17 protein-coding genes are annotated in these 19,158 nt (G+C 48.3%); 2 read left to right on the forward strand and 15 right to left on the reverse strand.

From position 1 onward, the window contains the following. Positions 1 to 5: 5 nt before the first annotated feature. The 13 genes from BMZ54_RS33150 to BMZ54_RS08865 all read right to left on the reverse strand — a co-directional run bounded on the left by BMZ54_RS33150 (position 6) and on the right by BMZ54_RS08865 (position 15,590). Positions 6 to 4,838: a histone H1-like repetitive region-containing protein gene (locus BMZ54_RS33150; RefSeq protein WP_202909189.1), complete on the reverse strand. Its 4,833-nt coding sequence runs from the start codon at positions 4,836 to 4,838 to the stop codon at positions 6 to 8. 59 nt (positions 4,839 to 4,897) lie between these two features. Next, positions 4,898 to 5,326, reverse strand: a complete 429-nt coding sequence (locus BMZ54_RS08810) for a GPW/gp25 family protein (protein WP_089909340.1) — start codon at positions 5,324 to 5,326, stop codon at positions 4,898 to 4,900. A 32-nt stretch (positions 5,327 to 5,358) separates the two neighbouring features. Beyond that, complete coding sequence (locus BMZ54_RS08815; protein ID WP_089909343.1) at positions 5,359 to 5,652, reverse strand: PAAR domain-containing protein; 294 nt, start codon at positions 5,650 to 5,652, stop codon at positions 5,359 to 5,361. Between the two features lie 137 nt (positions 5,653 to 5,789). Next, complete coding sequence (gene vgrG / locus BMZ54_RS08820; protein WP_089909347.1) at positions 5,790 to 7,433, reverse strand: type VI secretion system tip protein VgrG; 1,644 nt, start codon at positions 7,431 to 7,433, stop codon at positions 5,790 to 5,792. A 4-nt stretch (positions 7,434 to 7,437) separates the two neighbouring features. Beyond that, positions 7,438 to 8,145, reverse strand: coding sequence for a CIS tube protein (locus BMZ54_RS08825; protein WP_089909351.1), 708 nt, complete (start codon positions 8,143 to 8,145; stop codon positions 7,438 to 7,440). Next, entirely contained in the window at positions 8,145 to 8,441 is a 297-nt protein-coding gene (locus BMZ54_RS08830; protein ID WP_089909354.1) for a DUF5908 family protein, read from the reverse strand. The genes BMZ54_RS08825 and BMZ54_RS08830 overlap by 1 nt, the downstream gene beginning before the upstream one ends. A 376-nt stretch (positions 8,442 to 8,817) precedes the next feature. Beyond that, positions 8,818 to 9,306 carry a phage tail protein gene (locus BMZ54_RS08835; RefSeq protein ID WP_089909357.1) on the reverse strand — a complete coding sequence of 163 codons (489 nt, stop codon included), beginning with the start codon at positions 9,304 to 9,306 and terminating at the stop codon, positions 8,818 to 8,820. A 3-nt stretch (positions 9,307 to 9,309) separates the two neighbouring features. Beyond that, complete coding sequence (locus BMZ54_RS08840) at positions 9,310 to 9,741, reverse strand: phage tail protein (protein WP_089909360.1); 432 nt, start codon at positions 9,739 to 9,741, stop codon at positions 9,310 to 9,312. Positions 9,742 to 9,797: 56 nt separating this feature from the next. After that, positions 9,798 to 11,240 (reverse strand): phage tail sheath family protein, encoded by a 1,443-nt coding sequence (locus tag BMZ54_RS08845; protein ID WP_089909364.1) that lies wholly within the window; start codon positions 11,238 to 11,240, stop codon positions 9,798 to 9,800. A gap of 11 nt (positions 11,241 to 11,251) precedes the next feature. Continuing rightward, complete coding sequence (locus BMZ54_RS08850; RefSeq protein ID WP_089909367.1) at positions 11,252 to 12,439, reverse strand: hypothetical protein; 1,188 nt, start codon at positions 12,437 to 12,439, stop codon at positions 11,252 to 11,254. Between the two features lie 12 nt (positions 12,440 to 12,451). Continuing rightward, complete coding sequence (locus BMZ54_RS08855) at positions 12,452 to 13,066, reverse strand: Pvc16 family protein (protein ID WP_089909369.1); 615 nt, start codon at positions 13,064 to 13,066, stop codon at positions 12,452 to 12,454. Between the two features lie 664 nt (positions 13,067 to 13,730). After that, a complete protein-coding gene (gene fabF, locus BMZ54_RS08860) occupies positions 13,731 to 14,975 on the reverse strand; it encodes a beta-ketoacyl-ACP synthase II (protein WP_089909372.1) in 1,245 nt (414 codons plus the stop codon). Positions 14,976 to 15,035: 60 nt separating this feature from the next. Continuing rightward, entirely contained in the window at positions 15,036 to 15,590 is a 555-nt protein-coding gene (locus tag BMZ54_RS08865; RefSeq protein ID WP_089909375.1) for a TetR/AcrR family transcriptional regulator, read from the reverse strand. Positions 15,591 to 15,770: 180 nt separating this feature from the next. Here BMZ54_RS08865 and BMZ54_RS08870 point away from each other — a divergent pair, with 180 nt between their 5' ends. Together BMZ54_RS08870 and BMZ54_RS08875 are read left to right on the forward strand one after the other, a co-directional pair. Further along, positions 15,771 to 17,096, forward strand: a complete 1,326-nt coding sequence (locus BMZ54_RS08870) for a sugar porter family MFS transporter (RefSeq protein WP_089909378.1) — start codon at positions 15,771 to 15,773, stop codon at positions 17,094 to 17,096. A 256-nt stretch (positions 17,097 to 17,352) separates the two neighbouring features. Next, a complete protein-coding gene (locus BMZ54_RS08875) occupies positions 17,353 to 17,928 on the forward strand; it encodes an AraC family transcriptional regulator (protein ID WP_202909190.1) in 576 nt (191 codons plus the stop codon). Here BMZ54_RS08875 and BMZ54_RS08880 read toward each other — a convergent pair. Next, the gene (locus BMZ54_RS08880) at positions 17,925 to 18,404 is read right to left on the reverse strand and encodes an RES family NAD+ phosphorylase (RefSeq protein ID WP_089909384.1); all 480 of its coding nucleotides are present in this window, start codon (positions 18,402 to 18,404) and stop codon (positions 17,925 to 17,927) included. The genes BMZ54_RS08875 and BMZ54_RS08880 overlap by 4 nt on opposite strands. Before the next feature lie 57 nt (positions 18,405 to 18,461). Next, the gene (gene parS, locus BMZ54_RS08885; RefSeq protein WP_089909387.1) at positions 18,462 to 19,133 is read right to left on the reverse strand and encodes a type II RES/Xre toxin-antitoxin system antitoxin; all 672 of its coding nucleotides are present in this window, start codon (positions 19,131 to 19,133) and stop codon (positions 18,462 to 18,464) included. Positions 19,134 to 19,158 lie beyond the last annotated feature (25 nt).

A 19,158-nucleotide genomic window follows, 5' to 3' on the forward strand; every position in this document is an offset into this window, starting at 1 on the left:
GGGGATCATTTGGGGTTCTTCTTGTCTGTTTTCTTTTTAGTGCCGGTTAGCTTCAGCGGCGCTGCAGGCGCTTTTTCAGGCGCAGCCGGTTTATCGGTAGCTGGTTTAGCTGGGGGAATGGTATCTTTTGCTGCTGGATTTACCGTTGGACTGGCCGGTGCTGTTTTATCTGTTACAGGGGTATCCACCGCCGGCTTGGTGGCAGCTGCTTTTACAGCGGCTGCTTTCTCCGCGGCTAACTTATCGGCTGCAGCTTTATCAGCGGTGGCTTTTTCTGCTGCTGCTTTCTCCGCGGCAAGTTTATCTGCGGTCGTTTTTTCAGCAGCAACTTTCCCGGCGGCCAGCTTTTCGGCTGCAGCTTTATCAGCGATTGCTTTTTCTGCAGTTGCTTTCTCCGTAGCAAGTTTATCTGCCGCAGCTTTTTCAGCAGTTGCTTTTTCTACAGCTAACTTGTCTGCAGCCAATTTATCGGCAGCGATTTTATCAGCGGCTGCTTTCTCCGCTGCGGTTTTTTCGGTCACCGTTGCTTTACCCGGGGCGGTGCTTACCGGTGGTTTGGTATCTGTTGCAGGTTTGGGCGGTACCGGGTCTGTAGCCTGGGGCGTGCGCGGAACATTGGCTACGGGGCCGGGGACCGGCGTTCTTGTGGCCACTCTTTGCTCGCAGCGCGATGGTTTAACCGGCTCTTCGTAAGGTATAATAATATGTTTGGGTACTGATACCAGTATGGAGCGCGGGGTAGAGGGCTGCGCTACTACCACGCCGATAAAGTTCAGCTGGTCCTGCAGCAGGCGTTCTACATCATCACAGCCAGTTAGCTGGTTCAGCACTTCCGGCATGTCGTTATCTCCCTGATCGTCATTGTCATTCTCATCATCTGTTTTCGGAGGGCAGCATTCATCCTTACATACAAACAGCAGGAAGTCGGTAATGAAATCTACATACGGCCTTTCTTCAATGAAATTTACAATGGAAGATGCGTAGATCTTTTGCCCGAACTTCACATCTGCGTTTTCATCAAAGGCCCAGGGGGTCAGGAACTGCACCAGCTCCTCATTCAGCTTTTTCAGGAAATAGCCTTTATCTGTACCGGATACAAATTTTACACGGAAAAAGGTGAGCACCTGCTCATACAGCGGGTTACGTGCCCTGATCTGTACAAAGGGCGAGCTGCGCTTTTTCAGGTAGGCTTCAATATCCAGCAGGGTGCGGCGGCTTGTTTTAGGCTGCAGCGGGTTAATGGCATTCCGGTTCTTCAGGTTTGCTATTGCCACCAGCAGCACGTGGCCCGGCGCTATCTGCGGACCGCAGCAGGTAGTTTCTCCATTACCGTCTGAATTTACTTCCGTATGTTCCCTGCACAGGCAATTAGGATCTGTATGCGGAATACATTTCACTTTGTAAATGCTGGGGAAACGGTCCAGCACCAGGTGCTCATAATCCCAGGCATTAATGGCGCGTGCCTTATGACGCAGGCGTTCACTTACGCGGGTATAAAATTCCTTGCCTACCTCTGCATGCTTTCCATCAAAAGAGGCAAAGGGCTGTGATACTTTACTTACTTCTGCCACCTTTACCGACAGCTTGCTGATGCTGCCTGCAGGCAGCGCATTGTCGAAATGCGAAGGGGCGTTCCCGTTATCATCAAATACTACTTCTACGGCCTGTGCCACTACGTCCACCAGCATGGGGAAGCGGTCGGCATGCGCGGTTACGCTGGCGCAAAACCAGTGCAGACCGCCGGTAATAATGGTGTTGTTATTGGTAGCATCTTCCGGTACATCTATTTTAATAATGCCGGTGGTCTGAAAATCGAAAGTACCGTCAAACACAATGGCTTCGCCTCTCAGCGGGCGCCATTCATTGTTGCTCAGGTATGACCAGTGCACCGGCGGCGGATCATTTTCTTCATCCTTAGCCGTGCCTTCTGCAAACTGGAACAGGAGGGACAGCGTTTGCAGGGGTTGTAATTTTTCCAGCCCTATGAATAACATGCCTTCTTCCTGGATATCGCCGGAGTATTGGTTCAGCTGTGTGCCGGTATCAATACCGCTGGCGCTCAGTAATAATTGCGCTAAGTACCGGTCGCTGGCGCTGCGGGCCAAAGCTTTGGATTTGGCTTTTGTGATGGCAGCACCTGCCGGCTGTGGCTTGCCATCTGCATTCAGCGTGGGTTTGGTGGCTAAGCCGGCTGAGGTATCTATTGTGCCATTACTATCCGTTTGCTGATCGTATTGGCTGTAGGGGCTTGTCCAGGTGAACTGCGGCAGTAAGGATCCTTTTGCATCTACCAGCAGATCGGCTGTTTTACGGCCAAAACGGGAAGGCAGCTGCTTAATGGGGATCACCACATCATTAAGCTGGGTGAAAGATTTTATACCACTATTATTGTTTGCGGTGAGATCTATTTCCACTGCACCAAAAGGATATACGTGGAAGAACTGGTCGGTGCCAGCTTCCAGCGCTGCCAGCTCTGAGTAATAGCTCAGCGAAACTTCTTTGATCTTAAAGAAGGCTGCGTAGGCGGCTGATCGCTGGAAAAAGTTATCGCTGTTAGGATCAATGAAAAAAGTATTTTCTACCTGCAAAAACCCTTTGGGTGTTTTCCCATTTTCAAAAATAGTGGGGTACACCAGGGGGGCCCGTACCGTAGTAATGGGTGTAGAAGGCTGGCTGCCCTGCAGATCACCGCCTGTGTTCAGGATATTATACGTCAGCTCGTTTTCATCAAACCGCGGACCGATGAAACTTTCACCGGATAAATACAGCCACTGTTTGCTCTGCAGCAGGCTTACCCTGTATTTTACCATGTTTTCATTTATATCCAAAGCGTTGCTGTCGTTCACATGGCGGATGTTCAGCGAGAGCTTTTCCAGCGGTTTGTTAAACACTTCATTGCTGCCAACATAAAAGGTGCTGCCCGTTTTAGGATAAGCGGTGAAGGGATCAAACGGTTTGCCGGGTGTAAGCAGGCCATCATCATTTTGCAGCGTCAGCACTTTTAACCCGTCAAAATTGGCAAAGGTGTCCTTTGCAAAAGCAGCGGCTGTAACACTCGTTGCAGCTGTATTGGCAGCGGCAATGCCTATGACAGGTATATGGTTGATGGACCCTACCCGTACATTAATAGACAGGTCAGTGTAGGAAAGATGTTTAAAGCGGTCGGCGGTTATGCCTATATCCGGTCCTACCATCAGCTGCATTACCGGGTAAGCCGTGTTATAGGTACGGCCTGCGTGCAGCTTGGCATCAAAAGGTATCACGCCTTTTTCTGCAATGGGCAGGAAAATATAAATGCGGTTTGGTTCGCTTGACCCGCTATAGATGCAGGAGCCTAATTCATCCTCATTATTAAACATATCATCGGAATACAATTTGGCAAATTGTGCTGCCGTGATAGTTTGAGTTATTTTTAACCAGCCTTCTTCACCGGTAAGCCATATCTCCGCCTGGCCTGCATCAAACAGCTCTTTAATGCCGTTGCTTTGCAGGGTTATCAGCCGGTTACCGCCCTGCAGCAGCAGCTGCGGCGATGCAATGGCAAAACCAATAGCGGTTTCATTGCGGGTGTTTATTTCATCGTTAATAATATCCAGCGCTTCGCAGATATTAGCGGCTGCACCGGGATGATTGCTGCCTTTGCCAAAAGTGCTCCACTTAGGATAGGGGTCTGTGAATGGAGTACCGTATCCATCCAGTGAATTGGCTACCGGGCGCGCATACAGGGTGGCTATATTCTTGCTTTCTTCGGCTGCTTCCAGCGGCAGCTTTTCAATGAACAGCGTTTTCAACTCTTTCACCTTGGCCTGATTCACTACCAGGGCACCGTCTGTTTTATATACCTGGTCTTTACCCCAAACATCCTTACCTGCATCCAGGGCGGTGCCTGGCGCCAGGTCATAGGCAGCTACATCTTTGGCCAGCTCAAATACTATAAAGGCACGGTCCGGGATAGCCGGTTTTTCCGTGAGCTGTAATACCTCGCGGTAATAGAAATCCAGCACACGGCCGGTGAGGGTGTTCATCTGGTCCTGCGCTAAACGGAACAGCTGCAGGAATGCAATGAACAGTGCCATATGCGGCTGGTGGGCCGGGTATTGCTCCATAGCATATTGCAGGTAGCTTTCAGAGCTCTCTACCAGCTGGTTCATTACACCATAAAAGCTCAGGAAAATGGAATCTACGAACAGGGCGGCAAAGCGGATCTTATCTTCCGGCGTAGCGCCTTCATAAATGCTGATATCTGCATCCACCGGGTCATTCACCTTCCACACATCATCATTTTCAATGGGAGTAAAGTCCAGCGTAAAAGCATTCTTGGCATCTACCAGCTTAAAACCTTCTTCATAGGCTATCATCTTCTTCACCTGCTCCTGCAGGCTGGATTGAATGGCCAGGTTCAGATCCACATACAGCGGGTTTTGCGGAATGGCCAGTGAATACCAGCGGTCCAGCCTTGCCAGCATGCCCAGTATGGGGTCAAACAAATTCGCATAGGTTTGCCCGGTAGGCTTCAGATCCAGCTTAGCGCGGTTCTCCTCGTAATCCTTTTTGATCTGCGCCAGGTCTATGGTGCCAATGGAGGCGGCAATCACCGCCATATCGCGCCGGAAAAATTCACGCCAGCTCACCTGTGCGGGCGGTGTATCATCTTCAACCTGACTTCCGGGAATATCATAGAACCGGATCTGTGCGGCATATCTTTTTGCAAATACCAGCAGGTCTTCAAAACTGCGGCCATCCACCGGTGCATAACCGGGGTCCAGCGCTTTCAGGTAGCGGCCCAATTGGCCCGACCCGTCGCGGTTAATAGTGGTATGACAATGACAATTACTCATCGGAACGTCATAATTAATTTATTGATGAATAGCGTAGCCAAACAGTGTCTGGCCCTGCGTTATACAGGCTTTGCCGTTTCAATGTTCGTAGCTTCGTTGATGTAGAAGGGGAATACGTAATTGTAACGGGTATTGGTAGTGATAATACTGTATTCAATGTCGATCTCCAGCCGTCCTTCTGCCTGGAAGGCGGTAGAGGTAAGGTTCTCCACAATGATCCTGGGCTCATGGTAAATGAGCGCTTCCCGTACTATTTTTTCTATCATGGCAATGGTGGGTACGTTCAGCGGATCAAATACGTGGGGTTGCAGGTTGCAGCCAAAGGTGGGCAGCATTACCCGCTCACCGGTAATGGTGGAAAGGATGATCTGTATGCTGCTGCGCACATCTGCTTCTTCAACCAGCATTTCAGGGCCGTTCCATTCCCTGCGGAAAGTGGGCGGAAAGCTCCAGCCCGTTCCTAAAAAAGATCTGTCTGTATTTTCCATGATGTTGTGGTTAGTAGTTGTTATAAAAAAGATCAGCCGCCTATCACCACTGTGGGAAAGCCGGCGGCTATTTGTCCGCCATGCGAGGTCATATCGCCCTGGCGCGCGGCTTGTTGTCCGCCAATCAGCACTGTGCTGGATCCCGCCGTAATGCTATCCGGCGGGCCGGCGCATACACACTGTCCGCCGACTACAGCGGCCGGCTGTCCGCCAATGAGCACTGTAGGCACACCGGCCGGCATAATGGGCCCGCCGGTATGCGGACTGCCGTTGGGGTTTGCCATGGGGCAGGTGTGGTTGTCGGTTACTCTGGCTGCTGCGGGCATATTATTTTAATTACGAATTATCAATTACGGATTACGAATTATGTACTGCGTTATTCAGAGACTTTGCCTGTAAGCACTTACATCCTGTTTTACTTGGGGCATCTCATCCATGATTATTAATTATTCATTTTTCATTATTAATTAATAAGCACTTTCGCTCCCCTGATCGTTACATCTTTTACAGCGTTGATGGTAATGCCGGAAGAATCCATCTTAATACTGTTCTGGTTATCATCCTTCAGCTCAATGGCGCTGGCGTCATTGTTAATGATCAATGATTTTTCGCCGCTGGCAGTGGGCACCAGTAAGGTCATACGTTTGTTGGTATCATCGAAGATGAGCTTAATACCTTCCTGGGTTACAAAGCCATATTGCAGGGAGCCATCCTGCTCCGGCAATGCTGATTTTTTGCTGTCTTTGCTATGCAGGTAACCTACTATTACCGGCTCGCGGGGGTCATCGTTCAGGAAGCCTAACACCACTTCATCCGTTACCTGCGGGCGGAAATATACGCCGCGGTTAGCGCCGGCATCCAGTGTGGCTACCCTTGCCCAAATGCCTTCCTGGCTGCTGGTAATGGAAGGGATATGTACTTTTACGCGGTACTGGCCGCCGCCTTCCGTATCATCCAGGTCTAACACGGTGCCTATCTGCAAACCATTTACACCAGGTAATAAACCGGCGGCCGGTTTGTCCATCACATCCTCTTTTTTGTAGAACCATTCCTCGCGCCAGCCAAACTGTATATCGGTTTGCCAGTTGCCTTCAAAGTGATGCAGCACGCCGGTTACGAACACATTGCCGTTAAAACGGTCGCCTACGCCGGCCAGGGTGATCATGGTGCCGGGTTTTACCGCAGCATTGCCTTCCACCCGTACACGGCCTATGGCTTTGGAAAGATGGCTGCGCATGGCATAGGCATCTGACCAGCTCTGTAATTGTGGTTGGGTAAGATGCCCATTGTGCGTAAGCTTTATTTCCGCGCCTAATACAGCTCCTAATTCTGTGGAGGCTACATTGCCGTTCTCCGTAAAGGTGGCGCTGCCTGCATTAGAAGTTTCAGGTTGCTGCGTGGTATAATCCCATGACTGGCTGGTTACGCTTTGCAGCTGGCGGCGTGCATCCATCTCGCCTTCAAACTCCCAGAGGTTATCGCCGTAAGTGGCGGTAAGCACAGGAGCAGAGGTGGTGGAAGGTTTTTTTACAATGATCTTTCCATCATCCGTAAGCACTAGCATGCCATTGGCTTCTGCCCGGGTAACCATAAAGTCCCAGTCAGATGCGTCAAACTGTACCAGCTGTTTGAGCGGGTCGCCGGTAGGGTCTACAACCGCATTCCCGTCAACAGGCCGGGCCAGCGTGGTTATTACCTCACTATCCGGTTTATTAATGTAGTAAGCGTTTTTACGGGCAGCTGCTAGCTTAATGGCTTTGTCTTTTGCTTCTATCAATAACAAAGAGCCCTGCTGGCTTACCTTGATGGCATGTTTTATAATAATGCCTTCAAACACGGTGTCTGCCTCGCCTTCATAGCCCAGCTGCACGCGGATCTCGCTGCCCGGTTTAAACTTATCGTCGTTGCTGAGCGGAAAGTTGCGGTCGCTGGCAGAGCCGTCTGCAAACACCAAACGAGCATAGGCAATTTTGTTAAAAGATTTATTGACGGTGATCTGTGCCAGCTGGATCTCATTGCTTAACACGGTGCCGTTAATAAACACTTTTTTGGTAATTACATGCCGCGGGGTTTGCGTGCCGGGCGGTAAACTGTCTAATACGCCCATATGTTTACGATGTTTGAGTTTTACTGGAACCGTTGTTACTGTCTATTGGCGGGAACTTTAATTTCGTGCCTGCCTGCAGCTTACGGAAGTTCTTCAGCTTATTGACCTTGGCTACCTGCAGGTAATAAAGCTGGTTATTATAGATCTCGTTTGTGAGCACCGGCAACAGCTCGCCTTCCTTTACGGTTTTGTAATGCGTAAGGTCGGGTGATGATAGCATGCCCAGTATATCGCTCAGGGTGGGTACCGTGTGCTCTGTAAAGGATGCGCTGATCTTGGCGCGGATAGGCAGGCCGGTAAAGTCAAACAGGCTGTAGGTAACGTTGGAGCTGTTTAACGCACAGGTGCAGATAAAGAGGCCATACTGCACCAGCAGGAAAGCCGGTTTGTGCAGGGCGCCTCTCACACCTGTAGTGGCGGCGCGGAACAGCGCTACCTGCGCAGTGACCGGTATCTTTACACCATTGGTGTTTACGCCGGTACCGTCAATAGTAAATTCCAGGGTAAAAGTGCGGGGTTTGGTACCTTTATATTTCAGGTTGGCTCCCTGTGCGCCGGGCGGGCAGTTGGCCAGCCAGTCAATATCCTCATGAATGGTAAAATTCTCAGGATTGAACATGGCAATAAAGGGGATACCAATTGGGAAACCCGTATCATTTATTGGAATGATCTTGAGATTAAAGGGCAGTTTTGCCAGGCTTTGATCGTCCATTATCTTTCTTTTTTCTCCCGAAGGATTTCCAGAATTTTTTCAGCCAGTTCGTTCTCGCTGTTACCGGCAGCAGCAGGCGGGCATTCCGGCGGATTGGTACTTCCCGTGCTGCGGGTGTCCGGCCGCGGATCTACTACCGCTTTAATGATGACTTCATTGATTTGTACGGCCATTTTTTTTGAGCTTAAAGGTGAAAGCATATAGAATGAGCTTAAAGCATAAAGCTTAAAGCACAAAGCTGATTGTGTTTTACTGAAGGTGTTTTGCTTTGGCGTTACACTTTTCAATTTTGACATCAGTATTCATTTTGAATACGCTTTCAACTATTAAAAAATGCTATAGGCTTTCTGTTTTCGCATTACTGCCTGCTGGTAAAATGCTTTACACAAACGGCTTTTGCTTTCTGCTTTTCACTCACACATAAAGCGTTCGGCGTTTAGCGTTCCGCATTACTGCCTGCTGTAAAATGCTTTGCGGCAAACGGCTCTTGCTTTTTGCTTTTCACTCACGCATTAAGCGTTTAGCGTTCCGCATTACTGCCTGTTGGTAAAATGCTTTGCGGCAAACGGCTCTTGCTTTTTGCTTTCGGCTTTCAGCTTTGTGCTTTCAGCATAACACAACCAGTAAAATGCTTAACAACAAACGTCTTTTTGCTTTTTACTTTTTGCTTTTTTACTTAAAAACCGTATTCTCAACAGGCAGCCGCTCAAAATACTGGTACGCCAGCTCTATTGTTTCCACCAGGATGGCATTCTCCGTAGCCTTCAGATCTGCAGTGCTCCATTTCACCGGGTAAGCCTGTACTACTTTCCATACGGCTACCTGCGCATCGGCTTCGTCCAGTAAGGTTATTATCAGATCTGCCGGCTTAAAGTCATAGATCACTACAGTGAAGTAGGTTTTGAGCGCATCCTTTAACCAATCCAGCAGCGCAGTGTTGGTAAGCAGTCCGCGCTTCAGGATCAGGTTAGGATACTTGGCCCTCTTGGGCAGCTTGTAGGTAAAGCGGTTCTCACCGCCTTCCCGCAGCTCCTCTGTTTCTACTTCAAAAGAAAGGCCGCTGACCTCCTGGAAGCGCTGTTCTGTATCGCTATCCGCTCCGCTGACGCCCATAAATTCAACGCGGAAATGAAACCCCGTTGGTGGATAATAAGCCGACATTGCTTAGGCGGTTTTTAATGTAATGCCTTCGTGCGCCAGATCTACTGACTCTATGGCAATATCGTTGCCGGAAGCTTTTAAGCCCGGGCCTTCACATTTCACCGGCCATGCCTGCGCTATGCTCCATATAAATACGGGCGCGCCTTCATCATTCAGTAGGGTAATTACCAGGTCGCGGCGCTCTACGTTAGGCTGGCCACTGTTATTAAGCCAGTTGTACAGGTCAAGGTTAGCGGTTACCATTCCCTTTTTCAAGGTAATGTTGCCCGCTTTTTTCAGCCCCGGCCTTTTCAGCGGCAGGGTAGTACCCGACATTAAACCGTCGCGGTACTCAATTGCCTGCACTTCCTGTGATAAGCCGCTTACTTCGGAGAAACCTATATTATCTCCACCCCAGGATACGCTGAAATGGAAAACCGTTAATGGATACGCCATTGTATAAAGAATTTAATTTTTAGTAATTGTTGAATAAAGTGCTGTGAACCGTTTTATCAGGAGGCTTGCATGATCTGCACAAACTGGAGGATTATAAATTCACCCGGTCTTGCAACAGCCATCTTAATTTCCACGATCATGCGCCCTTCCAGTATATCCACAGAGTTCATGGTTTTGCCCAGGCCTACATTTACCTGGAATGCCTGTTCCGGTTTAGCGCCGGCCAGTGCACCATCCCTCCATTTCAGGAACAGGTAGTTTTCTATCATGGCCTGTACCTTGGTCCAGGTGCTGGCGGTATTAGGTTCAAATACTACCCAGTTGGTGGATTTCTTGATGGATTCTTCCACTACGCTGAAGAAGCGGCGTACGTTAATATACTTCCAGTCATTGCTGTTACCATCCAGGGTTCGGCCGCCCATTACCACGGTGCCAAAACCGGGCATGCTTAAAATAGCATTCACGGATTTGCCGCTGGTAGTATTAATGTTCAGGGAGTCCTGCTCACCACGGGAAATGTTCACCAGTGGTTTTATTACATCCACCAAACCTACGTTGGCAGGGGCTTTCCATACGCCGCGGTCACGGTCTGTTCTGGCGTACACACCGGCAATAGCAGCAGATGGCGGTAGCGCAATAGTGTACTTGCTGTATTCTGCCTGGATAGCATTATACAGAGTAGAGGCAGTTGCTTTCAGGGCAGAGAGTAAACCTTCTTTATTATCTGCACCGGTAGCATCCACACCATTTATCTTATGATCATTCAGCTGCAGGTTGTCAAAATCAAATGCGTAGGTGTAGGCAGTACGCACCCAGGGATAGTATACCGCTGCATAACGGGTAGTATCACCTACCGGGATGGTGGAAATGGCAACGTCTACATCTGCCTGTACAGACGATGGTGTTTTTGGAACCGTAGTAGCCTTGGTATCCAGCACGGCAAAACGGTCTTTCAGGGTAGATGCCTGGTCGATCATTTTTGAATTAATGCTCTGGAATTCCCCGTCAGAAGCCAGGTACACGGCTTCGGGCACCACCAGTATGGTAGGTACATCTTCCAGCGCTACCAGGTCAAGGCCTGCTTCCAGGTCTGCTTTGGTTGGCGCCGTGCTGTAATCGCCTACAGATACAATGTAACATTTGCCACCGCCGTTGGCGAAGAACAGCTTTACGGCATGGAAAAGAATGTGTTTGCGCAGGTTAGCTGCATTGGGGGTAACAGTTACCTTGTAACCGGTGGTCACAGTGCCGGTGCGTAGTTCATTCACAGCTATCGTAATATTCGCGCCATCTTCCTTTTCAGGGCCGCCAAAGTAAGTTACATATTCGCCCCAGCTGCTAATGGGGGTAGGTACTTTCAGCAGGTCGCCGGTTCCCAGCGCATCAGCTTTTTGCGTGTAACCAACAAATGCGGGGACTGCAGATTCTACTTCTGCAATGGATGGTGGAAAGGAGGCTATTTCTTCTACATAAACACCAGGGGAACGGTAAGTTGCCATTTTTTTAAAAGTTAAAGTGTTAGAAAAATGTCAGAGTAAATGAATGGGGCGTTAGCGGTATCAATGGCACCGGTAGCAGGGTAGGGCAGGCTAGCCCTTACCACTGCCTCTTTGGCCGGATCGCCAATATATTTTTTAAGCGTAAGGCTTAAGGTATCATGGGTAGCGCTGGAGGCGGAGTAATAATTTTCCTGCAGGGCCAGCGCGTTGTCCGATACCATCTCAATAGCAGTATCGGTAGTGGTGGTCCGGTGGAAATGGATATTGGTATCATTGCTTACAATGTTTAGCTGGTTCAGGAAAGCCGCTTTGTCGGCAGGGCTCATGCCGGCCATTTCCAGGAACAAAGGGCTGTTAGGCTGCAGGCTAAGAGTATACCGCCAGATGGTGGGGCGGTTCACCAGGCGGATCTTATACTGCGGGCGTTCCGGCGTTAAGGAGCGGTCGGCTTCAATGATGCGGTAATTAGCATCCAGTAAAGCGGACAGTGAAATTTCCACCACGCCGAACAGCGGGCCGGTACTGATGTTGCCGGGAAAATAAAATTCATCTTCCTGCACATGATTGATCCATAGCTGGCAAATACCGGAAGGCAAAGGTGTAAGGTCAAACAGCACATCAGAAGCGCCGCCTTGCGTAATAATATTCTTTTCACCCAGGTTGGCGCCGCTCAGTAAATGTTTGATGATGGCCGTACCCGGTGCTACCGGTGTAGCGCTGTGGAATTTATAAGCCGCATTGCTGGTTTTAATGGTATCCGGTTCTGCTGCGCCCGTGGCTGCTTTGCTCAGGTGTAAATTATTGCGCGTGGCAGCAGCATCCACTACGCTGTTGCTGAAGTAGTAGAGATGATCTGCGGCGGTTTGTACCGGTAGCTCATTGAAGTTTAACAGCTCCGGATTTTTAAGCAATACCAGGAAGGTGAGCTTGTTGCCCTTTTTAGCGGCAAAGCGCAGCAGGTCGTTGCCACCGGTTGTTTGGCCAGATATATTGGCCAGTATGGTAAAGCCGCCGTTAACAGGGGTGGGTTTAAACAGCAGGTCCATGCTGCTCATGATGCCACGGCTTTCCGGTGTAGGCACAAACGTTATATCCGTAACAGGATCTGCTTTGTATTGCTTACATACTTTATTGGTGTAAAACAATTGTTCCACGGATAAAGTAAACAGTTCGGTATATTTAACCTGCATGCCATTCATACATAACAAGCGTTAGTTTTCTTTAAAGTTGAGTTCTTTGATGCCGGGTGTTTTATCCTTGCCTTTGGTATCAAATACGGTAAGCATATTCATTTTATACACCAGGCTGGGAAAGTATTTACCGCCCAGCATAGCCCATAAATTATTCTGCTGTTCAAAGGAAAGATTGTAGAGCTTAAAGGTGAGCCGCTCAATCAGCTGCCAGGGCTTGTTCACAGGATCTGTAACGCTTGCGTTCAATGCGGGGTAACGTTGTTGATCAAATACGGGATTAGCCTGGAAAAAGCTGGCTACATCTGAAAGGTCGCGCAGCGCTGTTTCATAGTGGCCGTTGTGTGCAATGAACAATATCAGCAGGTCCAGCTCCACCGGGGGATTCAGGCGCATGAACTGTTTATCGTCCGTGGGTACATAGTAGGGGCGTTTGCCTTCACGGCGCTCTTCTTCCACGCCGGCCATCATAATGGTAACATGCGTGGTGTCGGTAACATTTAATTCACCGGTGGGCTTTATGAGCGGCTTCAGTTCCACAACGTTGCCGGCGCTGTAGTTTGCAGGGTCCTGCTCACGCTCTACTATATAAGCTTCCAGCTCTTTTTTAATAAATTCCAGTGAGGTGCGAATCATCTATCAATTGGGATTAATAGTCAAGTGATACCAATAAATTAATTGGATAAAAAGAATGGATTGATCTGTGGTGCACACGATATCACATATATCCCTTTGGGCAGGACATAGCAATAACAACAATAAATTATCATATAGCTTTAGCTATACAACTTTGGGGAACCAGTAAAACCTAGCTGATATTTAAAAACCTGACAAGTGATTTGGAGTAAACAATCTGTTTTGAAGTAAACAATCTGATTTTTGGAGGTCAACCGTTACAGCGCCAATGTCAACAGCACAGAGGCAATATTACGACAATTTTTTAATTCTCCAATTTTTGATGAAAAATTTTTCCGCTATGGAAAAGTTGAATGAAAGTTGCACGCTATGAAAGTGAATGCGTACAATATATGGTTTTGTTTTACTACAAAATTTATTTTACTCTGTTAAGCGGGTACCGTTGCCTATTCCCGTGATACCCGCTACCCTGGCGCTTCCTGTACGATGCCACTAAACAAATAAGGCTGTTGCATAAGCACATTGCCGTCATTGCGAGGCGCAGTATAAAGCTATTGTGCGTAGGGCAACGAAGCAATCCCCCGAATGAATGGTGGGAGATTGCTTCAGCATGCTTCGCACAAACCCGCGCTATGCTTCGCAATGACGGGTATAAAGTCATAACTCACACCACTTCCCTGAACACCACAATGCCGTTATGGCCGCCAAATCCAAAGGTATTGCTCATAGCTACTTTTACTTTTTTCTCGATGGCCTGCCCGGTAATAATTTGCACGCCTGCAGGTATAGTCGGGTCTAATGTTGTAGTGTTAATGGTAGGCGGTACTACGCCGTATTTTATACTCAGGATGCAGGCAATAGCTTCTATTGCGCCGGCTGCACCTAATAAATGCCCGGTCATGGATTTGGTAGCGCTGATGTGTAAGTGGGAAGGATCGCTGCCAAACAGTTTTGTAATAGCGGCTATTTCACTCAGGTCGCCAACAGGGGTAGAGGTGGCGTGCGCATTCAGGTAATCTACCTGTTCAGCATTTAGTCCCGCATCATCCAACGCCAGCTGCATAGCGCGTAAAGCGCCTAAGCCTTCCGGGTGCGTAGCCGTCATGTGATACGCATCTGCCGTCATGGAAGCGCCTACTACCTCCGCATAAATATGTGCGCCTCTTGCTTTGGCATGTTCATATTCTTCCAGCACTAATGCACCCGCGCCTTCACCCATCACAAAACCATCGCGCTCCACATCAAAGGGCCGTGAAGCAGTAGCCGGATCATCGTTGCGGGTAGACATTGCCTTCATAGCACAGAAGCCGCCTACAGATGCTTCTGTTATGGGCGCTTCAGCACCACCGGTGATGATCACCTTGGCTTTTCCCAAACGGATGTAGTTCAGCGCATCCATAATAGCGGTGTTGGAAGTAGAGCAGGCAGAAACTGTAGTATAGTTAATACCCATTAAGCCGTATTTAATAGAGATCATGCCTGCCGCCATGTTGGCAATCAGCTTAGGTACAAAGTAGGGGCTGAAGCGTGGGTTAAAACCGCCTTGCGTATATTCTTTAACCTGCTCTTCAAAAGTTTGCATACCACCCTGCCCGGAGCCGAAGATCACGCCGGTATCAAAAGGGTCCATGCTGCTGAAGTCGAGGCCGGAATCTTTAATAGCTTCATCTGCTGCCACCATGGCATATTGTGTAAAGGGATCGCTTTTGCGGATGTCTCCTTTATCCAGCAATTCCTGCGCATTAAAACTCTTTATTTCCCCGGCAAATTGCGTGCGGAAGCGGCTGGGATCAAACTTGGTGATCGTGGCCGCACCGCTTTTGCCGGCGCTGAGCTGTTCCCAGAACGTAGCTGTATTGTTGCCGATAGGTGTTAAAGCTCCTAATCCGGTAATAACTGCTCTTTTCATCTGAAGTGGTTTGATGGTTTATGATTTGTACAGGCTTGCCTGTATAATTGTAAGGTATTGTTATATCAGGTCTTTAGCCAGCTGTTTGCTCATACGCTGAAAAGTGCTGCCGCCCAATACCCGTGAAAATAATAGTGATGATAACAGGTTGGAAAGCACCATCAGGGCCCGGTCATATGCTTCGCCTTCAAAATGTAAGCGCTGCTGCGCTCTGCCTTTTTCCAGGCATTGCGTCATCCACTGTAATATACCGGTGCACATTTCCTGTACCTTGGCCTGCATAGGCGCCGGCAGCGTATCATAATCCGGTGTTAAGGAACCTACCAGGCAAATGGTGCCCAGCTTACTGCGCTGCTGAAATATATCTATAAGCTTTTTAAGCTGCTGGTCTTCCGGCATTTTTTCCCATTTGCGTATGTGCAGGGCAAGGTTTTTCAGCTCCCGCTCAATTACGCTGATCCCCAGGTCGCCCTTGGTAGGGAAGTGGTAATGAACAGCCGCGTTCTTAATGGCCAGGGGTGCCGAAATATCAGCATAGCTAAAGGCATTAAAACCTTTGGTGCGGATCAGGTGATCGGCCAGGTCAATGATCTTTTCTTTAGTGGTGTCAGCCATAAAGTAACATTCAGGCCGCAAATATACTGACTAATTAGTAAGTAAGCAAATGTCCGGGCCTTCAACCCGGTTTCAGGGCTCCCATCTATATATAAGAAAATGATAAAATAATGTGTATCTTATCCCATAAAATTCCACTGTACAACAGGAACGGATCAACGTTAATCAATCAACCCACACATGAACAAAAAATTATTTACCGGCTGCCTGGTAGCCGCTTTAGGCGGACTATTATTCGGGGCAGATACCGCGGTGATCTCCGGTGCAGAACAGGCGATTAAAGAAGTGTTTCAATTAGATGGTTTCTGGCACGGCTTTACCAATTCCATAGCTTTAATAGGTACCATTGTTGGCGCTATTGGCTGCGGTATTCCGTTGGACAAATACGGCCGTAAAAAAGTATTGATCCTGGTAGGCATCTTTTATATTATATCTGCATTAGGCTGCGGCCTGTCGCACTCCTGGCCGGCATTCCTGATCTATCGTTTTATTGGCGGCTTAGGTATTGGCGCCTCCTCTGTAGCAGGGCCTATGTATATTTCAGAAATAGCGCCGCCCAGGCTGCGTGGCAGGCTGGTAGCATTGTTCCAGTTTAACATTGTGCTGGGTATATTGCTCGCCTACTTTTCCAATTATTTTATTAACAAATGGGTAGCTACCGATGCATGGCGCTGGATGTTAGGCGTGCAGGCCGTTCCGTCTTTATTGTTCCTGGTATTATTATACCTGATACCGGAAAGCCCGCGCTGGCTTATGAAACGCCAGCGTACTGCGGAGGCGCGTGCGGTATTGCTTTCATTAGGTAATACGGATGCAGATGTAATTGTAACAGATATTGCAGAATCACTGAAAGCAGAGAATAGCGGGCATACAGAGAAATTATTCACGCGCAAATTTTCCTTCCCGGTAATGTGCGCTATCCTGTTAGCCACCTTCAACCAGTTTTCAGGTATTAACGCCATCATGTATTATGCACCCCGTATTTTTTCAATGACAGGCCTGGCCCGCGATACGGCCCTGTTGCAGGCGGTGCTCATAGGCGTTACCAACATGGTGTTCACCATCATTGCCATGTTTGTGATCGATAAATTTGGCAGAAAAACATTGTTGATAGCCGGCTCCATAGGTATGATCCTCTTCCTGGGCTTAACTGCCCGTGCCTTTTACCTGCATGATTTTGGCGGCTACCTGGTGCTCGTTTACCTGGTAGGCTTTATTGCCAGCTTTGCATTTTCACAGGGCGCTGTAATATGGGTATTCCTGGCAGAGATCTTCCCGAACTCCGTGCGTGCCAAAGGGCAGGCATTGGGCAGCTTTACGCACTGGTTCTGGGCTGCTGTAATGACCTGGTTATTTCCTATTGTAGCAGAGCTGCCTTTTGGCGGTACCCTGGCATTCAGTTTCTTTTGCGTAGCAATGGTATTACACCTGTTGTTTGCCGTAAAAATGCTGCCGGAAACAAGAGGTAAATCACTGGAAGAGCTGGAGAAAATAGTATTGCGGTAGATAGCTATAAGCACTTACATGGGTAGCATTCCAAACGTAAAACCAATTCGTAATTACTCATATCCATACTTACTTTCAATGGCATTCCCCGCTGGACGGGACAGACTATGCCCTGCTTGAGGCGGGGCGTAATTGATAATTCGTAATTAAAAATGACCTGTTGGTAAATACACCTACAGGTCATTTTTTTATGCCAATGATTATGTAATCTTTCCCCGTAATTATGTAACAATTATACAAGCTGAACACCGGATCTTTGTATACTATTATGCCGGCTTATACACTACATATCAAAGGAATGGTTTGCCCGCGTTGTATTTCTACCGTGCAACAGGAGCTTACAGCATCTGGCCTGCAGGTATCCCATGTTGAACTGGGCAGCGCCACCATACAATCCGCTACACCACCCGATCTGAATGCCATTGCAGCACTACTGCAGTCATTGGGTTTTAGCCTGCTGGAAGATAAAAACCAGCAGCTGGTGAAACAGGTAAAAGAAGCCGTTGCGCAGGTATATTCCGGGGAATTTGATTTTCCGCCGCAGTTCCGCTTTTCAAAATGGGTAGCAGAAAAACTCTCACGGCCTTATGATCTGCTGAGCGCTGTTTTTTCAGCAGCAGAAGGCAGCACGCTGGAAAAATACATACTGGCCTACCGGGTTGAAAAGGTAAAGGAACTCTTAATATATACCCCCGCCACGCTGGCCGATATTGCTTTTCGTTTAGGCTTTAGCAGTGAGGCGCATCTATCCCGCCAGTTCAAAGCATTAACTGGTCTTACCCCATCTTATTTCATAAAGATCCGTAAAGAGAGAAGAGGCGGTAAAGTCTAATTATCTTTTTCAGAAGGTTTAAAAAGTCTGCGGTCTAGTTCTAAGGGCTCATAATTCACAACATTCACCAGGTCATAATAACGGGGAAAAAGCGGGTCCAGCAGGTAGTTGAACTCACCTGGCAACACAGCAGAACGTACTTTAAAACCCAGGTATTTCTTCTCTTTGAATAATTGGTCCCCGATCTTGCGCAGGGCCAGGGTTTCCGGCAGCCGCCAGTCTTCAATTAATTTATCGTCAGAAAGCGTGTAGATGGGAGCATTATCTGCAATCTCAATTTCCATAGTATATAGGCGGGGTGGCAGCTCCGATTGGTCATAATGTACCAGGTTTTCCAGCAATGCCAGCGACCGGCTTTCACTGGTATACAGCATAAAGGTTCCGGTTGAGTTCCAGCGGCCTCCGGCCAGGTAAGCACCTTTGCCGGAAAGGTCTTGTGCTCTCTCTGCGGTTTTTACAATGCGGTAAACAATCATGACAATACAACTTCGATCATGAGAATATGGTTAATAAGAGAGAGAGATGTGTTTTGTTTAGGAGAAAATACCTTCTTCAATACGGGTTAAAATATTGTTGACCAGCTTAATACCTGTAGGGGTACCCATCAGCTCAAGCGGCTTTTTATCGCCTAAGGCGCGGTTATCTTTAGAAAGCCAGCGGTTCAGTTTGTTTTGATCTTCAAACACCTTCATACCGTGGGCTAATGTGCTCGCCATTTCAATGGCTTGTGAGGAGACTACTTTATCCATGGGGTCGTCATTTTTTTTACGTTCTAGTGTTTTGGTGGACAGATCTACCAGATCCGCCATTTCCCTCATCGGGATATTCATAAACCTGGCAATGTTTATAAGGCAAACCTTAGGCAAACCCAGGAAGCTAAGTTCTACATAATCCATGTCATTTTTAGGAATCAGAGCTTCATCCGCCTCAAAATTTCCGCCTAGTATATACCATGTAACTCTATCCTGATCATCCCACATACCGCTGGTATCTCCTCCTTTAATGGCTATAGGGCTGTTTTTGGCTTTTGCGTAAACGTGCAGGCGCCCCTGGCCGGATAAATTTAGCTCAATAGGCGCTACCGGATTAGTTTTGCCTGCTTTGGGAATAGCATCCTCCCCTTTACCTGTTTTTGAGGCATCACCCATACTACCCCTTGGTTTAGAGGTATTCCCTGCTTTAGATGTATCACCCTCCGCCTTCATAAACGTACATTTTACCCAAATGTAC

This window comes from Chitinophaga rupis (genome assembly GCF_900109685.1).
Classification (GTDB): domain Bacteria; phylum Bacteroidota; class Bacteroidia; order Chitinophagales; family Chitinophagaceae; genus Chitinophaga; species Chitinophaga rupis.

What these genes read in the sequence shown, in the direction of transcription:
- BMZ54_RS33150 (WP_202909189.1), bottom strand. Translation starts at nt 4,838, where the DNA reads ATGAGTAATTGTCATTGTCATACCACTATTAACCGCGACGGGTCGGGC.
- BMZ54_RS08810 (WP_089909340.1), bottom strand. Translation starts at nt 5,326, where the DNA reads ATGGAAAATACAGACAGATCTTTTTTAGGAACGGGCTGGAGCTTTCCG.
- BMZ54_RS08815 (WP_089909343.1), bottom strand. Translation starts at nt 5,652, where the DNA reads ATGCCCGCAGCAGCCAGAGTAACCGACAACCACACCTGCCCCATGGCA.
- vgrG (WP_089909347.1), bottom strand. Translation starts at nt 7,433, where the DNA reads ATGGGCGTATTAGACAGTTTACCGCCCGGCACGCAAACCCCGCGGCAT.
- BMZ54_RS08825 (WP_089909351.1), bottom strand. Translation starts at nt 8,145, where the DNA reads ATGGACGATCAAAGCCTGGCAAAACTGCCCTTTAATCTCAAGATCATT.
- BMZ54_RS08830 (WP_089909354.1), bottom strand. Translation starts at nt 8,441, where the DNA reads ATGTCAAAATTGAAAAGTGTAACGCCAAAGCAAAACACCTTCAGTAAA.
- BMZ54_RS08835 (WP_089909357.1), bottom strand. Translation starts at nt 9,306, where the DNA reads ATGTCGGCTTATTATCCACCAACGGGGTTTCATTTCCGCGTTGAATTT.
- BMZ54_RS08840 (WP_089909360.1), bottom strand. Translation starts at nt 9,741, where the DNA reads ATGGCGTATCCATTAACGGTTTTCCATTTCAGCGTATCCTGGGGTGGA.
- BMZ54_RS08845 (WP_089909364.1), bottom strand. Translation starts at nt 11,240, where the DNA reads ATGGCAACTTACCGTTCCCCTGGTGTTTATGTAGAAGAAATAGCCTCC.
- BMZ54_RS08850 (WP_089909367.1), bottom strand. Translation starts at nt 12,439, where the DNA reads ATGAATGGCATGCAGGTTAAATATACCGAACTGTTTACTTTATCCGTG.
- BMZ54_RS08855 (WP_089909369.1), bottom strand. Translation starts at nt 13,066, where the DNA reads ATGATTCGCACCTCACTGGAATTTATTAAAAAAGAGCTGGAAGCTTAT.
- fabF (WP_089909372.1), bottom strand. Translation starts at nt 14,975, where the DNA reads ATGAAAAGAGCAGTTATTACCGGATTAGGAGCTTTAACACCTATCGGC.
- BMZ54_RS08865 (WP_089909375.1), bottom strand. Translation starts at nt 15,590, where the DNA reads ATGGCTGACACCACTAAAGAAAAGATCATTGACCTGGCCGATCACCTG.
- BMZ54_RS08870 (WP_089909378.1), top strand. Translation starts at nt 15,771, where the DNA reads ATGAACAAAAAATTATTTACCGGCTGCCTGGTAGCCGCTTTAGGCGGA.
- BMZ54_RS08880 (WP_089909384.1), bottom strand. Translation starts at nt 18,404, where the DNA reads ATGATTGTTTACCGCATTGTAAAAACCGCAGAGAGAGCACAAGACCTT.
- parS (WP_089909387.1), bottom strand. Translation starts at nt 19,133, where the DNA reads ATGAAGGCGGAGGGTGATACATCTAAAGCAGGGAATACCTCTAAACCA.